We start from the raw sequence: 2,851 nt of genomic DNA on the forward strand, positions 1-2,851 counted from the left end.
CGGCTGAGCGCAACTGGCCGATCACCGGCCTCACGAAACTCACGGATCCAGAAAATCGCGTTCCCGCGAGGTTGCGGCGCGGGGCAATTGCACGCCAACCCGAACAAGTCGCCCACCAACTCGCGATGCCGACGATCCAATGCCATCGAATTGGGTGATGTCATGTCTCAGGCGGTCAAATTGGACGGGCACGGCGCAACAAAACAAACCAACGCGACCAAGCGTGCGTCTGGGCTCACGGATTCAGGTATGCATTAACCGAAAGCCTTGTCCGCTACCGCACAAGCCGTGCCCGCAGGCGCCGCATCGCCGCGGATCAGACTGAACCGTCCGCTGATGCGCAGACCATACTCATCGATCGCCCCATTCAAGTGACAGTCATTTGGCGCTGTTAGAGGCTGTTAGAGGCTGTTAGGTTGCTTCGGCGTCCGCCCGTCATGGGAGGCATCCTCGATGCCGGGGACTGTCCCCAATCCTCGCGTTTTGCACAAGATGATCGGTGGCGGTGCGCGAATCGATTCCAACGGCGCCGGCGCAACCCTCCGCGCGGGCGGATGCCGGCAGGATGTTGCCAAGCAGCGCATTCACCGCGCCCGCTCTGGCAAACTGGCCGAGCTCAGTAACTTCGGCGGCGTCGCCAGCATGAGTTGAACCTACGCTCGCGCGCACCACACCGCAAACCGAACTGCCGAGGCGAAATTATTGGCTTCGACGAACAACTGGTCGCGCGTGACGGTGGAGGCAAGGTGGGCATCGGCCCTGCGCAGTCGCCGAGGAATCGGCGGCCACCATGTGAGCGTTTAGAGTGCTAAGTCACATATGCGTCGGGCATCAGGACCAAGTGATGTCAGAGATCGCAATTCGAGACCTTTTGAAGTCCCGAAACTTGCTGGGAGGGCTCGGCTTCCTAGGCCGGCCAACTCCCGGCATAACCCACGCGTGTCGACTCAGACGTACCCAAGGACGAGAGCGCTCAGAGGATCGCCAAAGCGGATTGCAATTGCCCTAAACCGGAGCCTCCCGCAGTGCCCCCGGGATCGGCTCGCGCGTCGCGTCGTGGTGATGGGTCGATGCCGACACGCGATGATTGATGAAAGCCAGCGCGATGGCTCCCAGCGCGCCCGCAGTCGCGATCGCGATGAAGTTCTGCTCCAAGGGCAACTTCAACGAGACGAGCAGTCCGATCAGCAAAGGTGCCAGGATCGCGCCGGTGCGCCCAATTCCCGCTGCCATCCCGATACCAGTCGAGCGAATCGCCATCGGATAGAACTGTCCGCAATACGCGTAGGCAACGATCTGTGCGCCGGTTGTGCATGTGCCCACTAGTCCGACGATCAGGTAGAGCACTTCCTGGGAGGTCTTGATGGTCATCATGTACAGGAAAACCGCCCCCAGCGCATACATGATCACCAGCACGTACTTGATGTTGAACTTGTCGGCGAGCCATCCCCCGGAGATGGCACCGACCATGGCACCGACGTTCAAAGCCAGGGAGAACGTCAGGGCGGACCCCAGGCTGTAGCCCGCCATCGCCATCAGCTTGGTCAACCAAGAACTGAGCGCGTAGATCATGAACAGCCCCATGAAGAAAGCGATCCAGAACATGATCGTGCTGAGGCCGCGGCCATCCTGGAACAGCTGGCTGACCGGCGCTCCCCTGGCCTTGTCCTCCACCGGGAGCAGGAACTCTTCGTGCGCCTCCATCCGCAATCCCGGCGCGAGGCGGCTGACGACTTGCCGCAGATGGGTGTCGTCATGGTGCTTGATCAGGAACGGCAACGACTCGGGCATCATCTTCATGATGAACGGGATCAGCAGCACCGGCGCGCCGGCGGCGATGAACACCGACTGCCAGCCATAGGTTTCAATGAACTGCTTGCCGATCAGCGCGGCCAGGATGCCGCCAACCGCATAGCCGGAGAACATGATGGTTACCATCCGGCTTCGGATTGTCTTGGGCGAGTACTCGGTCATCTGCGCTACGATGTTTGGCATCACGCCGCCGATGCCGAGGCCGGCAAAGAATCGCAACACGCTGAACGTGTACGGATCGCTCGCGAAGCCGGCCGCCGCGGTGAAGATGCTAAACAGCAAGACGCAGATGGAGATCGTCCAGCGGCGTCCGATCCTGTCGGACAGGGTGCCGAGGAATATCGCACCGAACATCATCCCGAAAAGCGCCGAACTCGCCATGAAGCCGGCCGTCGAGGCGTCGACGTTCATGTCCTTCATGATGCTGGGCAACGCGATGCCGGCCACCGCCAGGTCGTAACCATCGATGATGATGATGAGCACACACCAGGACAGGACGAGTGCGTGAAAGCGATTGAACTTGGCCTCGTCGGCCAGTTTATGAACGTCTATCCGGTGCATGATTTGCTCCGTTTTTTTGCTGTGCTCTATGACTTCGGCCTGGACTACCGCGTCTTGGCTTCAGTAGCCCTGGTCAGGCGCTCGCTTGCTGCATTCACCTGTTGCTCCACAGCGGCCTGTCCCCCGGCAAGGACGCCCATGAGGTTCTCGGCGTTTTCGCGCGCGAAGGTCGCATAGTTCTCAGCGAGACTGCGAACGAGATCCGCATGTGCGCTGGACGCCACTGCTCCGCCGAAGGCTTTCTGCGCGAGATCCAGATACTTCTGCGCGTTGGCGTTCACCAGTTCGGCGACCTCCGGTGACTGTGCGAAACGCGTCAGGATTTCCGCATTGGCTGAGGAGAGCTTGACGARGGGTTGCGTGAGGTCATTCATTTGGATCTTTCTTCCGGGAGTTGCCGTTGTTGAGGCCACTTGATTTCATTGAATGCAACACACTGCCAGCAGCTTAGTCGGCAGCGTCCGATCGGAGCAAAGAC

Annotated in this window: 3 protein-coding genes; 1 reads left to right on the plus strand and 2 read right to left on the minus strand. The window is 60.2% G+C overall.

The window, feature by feature from the left end; all coding sequences use genetic code 11:
- Positions 1-483: 483 nt before the first annotated feature.
- Positions 484-651 carry a hypothetical protein gene (locus tag AC1DY5_RS49895; RefSeq protein ID WP_478121719.1) on the plus strand — a complete coding sequence of 56 codons (168 nt, stop codon included), beginning with the start codon at positions 484-486 and terminating at the stop codon, positions 649-651.
- 354 nt (positions 652-1,005) lie between these two features.
- Here AC1DY5_RS49895 and AC1DY5_RS49900 read toward each other — a convergent pair whose 3' ends face one another.
- Complete coding sequence (locus AC1DY5_RS49900; RefSeq protein ID WP_478121720.1) at positions 1,006-2,373, minus strand: MFS transporter; 1,368 nt, start codon at positions 2,371-2,373, stop codon at positions 1,006-1,008.
- A gap of 44 nt (positions 2,374-2,417) precedes the next feature.
- On the minus strand, positions 2,418-2,747 hold the full coding sequence (locus tag AC1DY5_RS49905; protein WP_478121721.1) for a hypothetical protein: 330 nt from the start codon (positions 2,745-2,747) through the stop codon (positions 2,418-2,420).
- Positions 2,748-2,851 lie beyond the last annotated feature (104 nt).

Source organism: Variovorax sp. P4_D9, assembly GCF_056401695.1.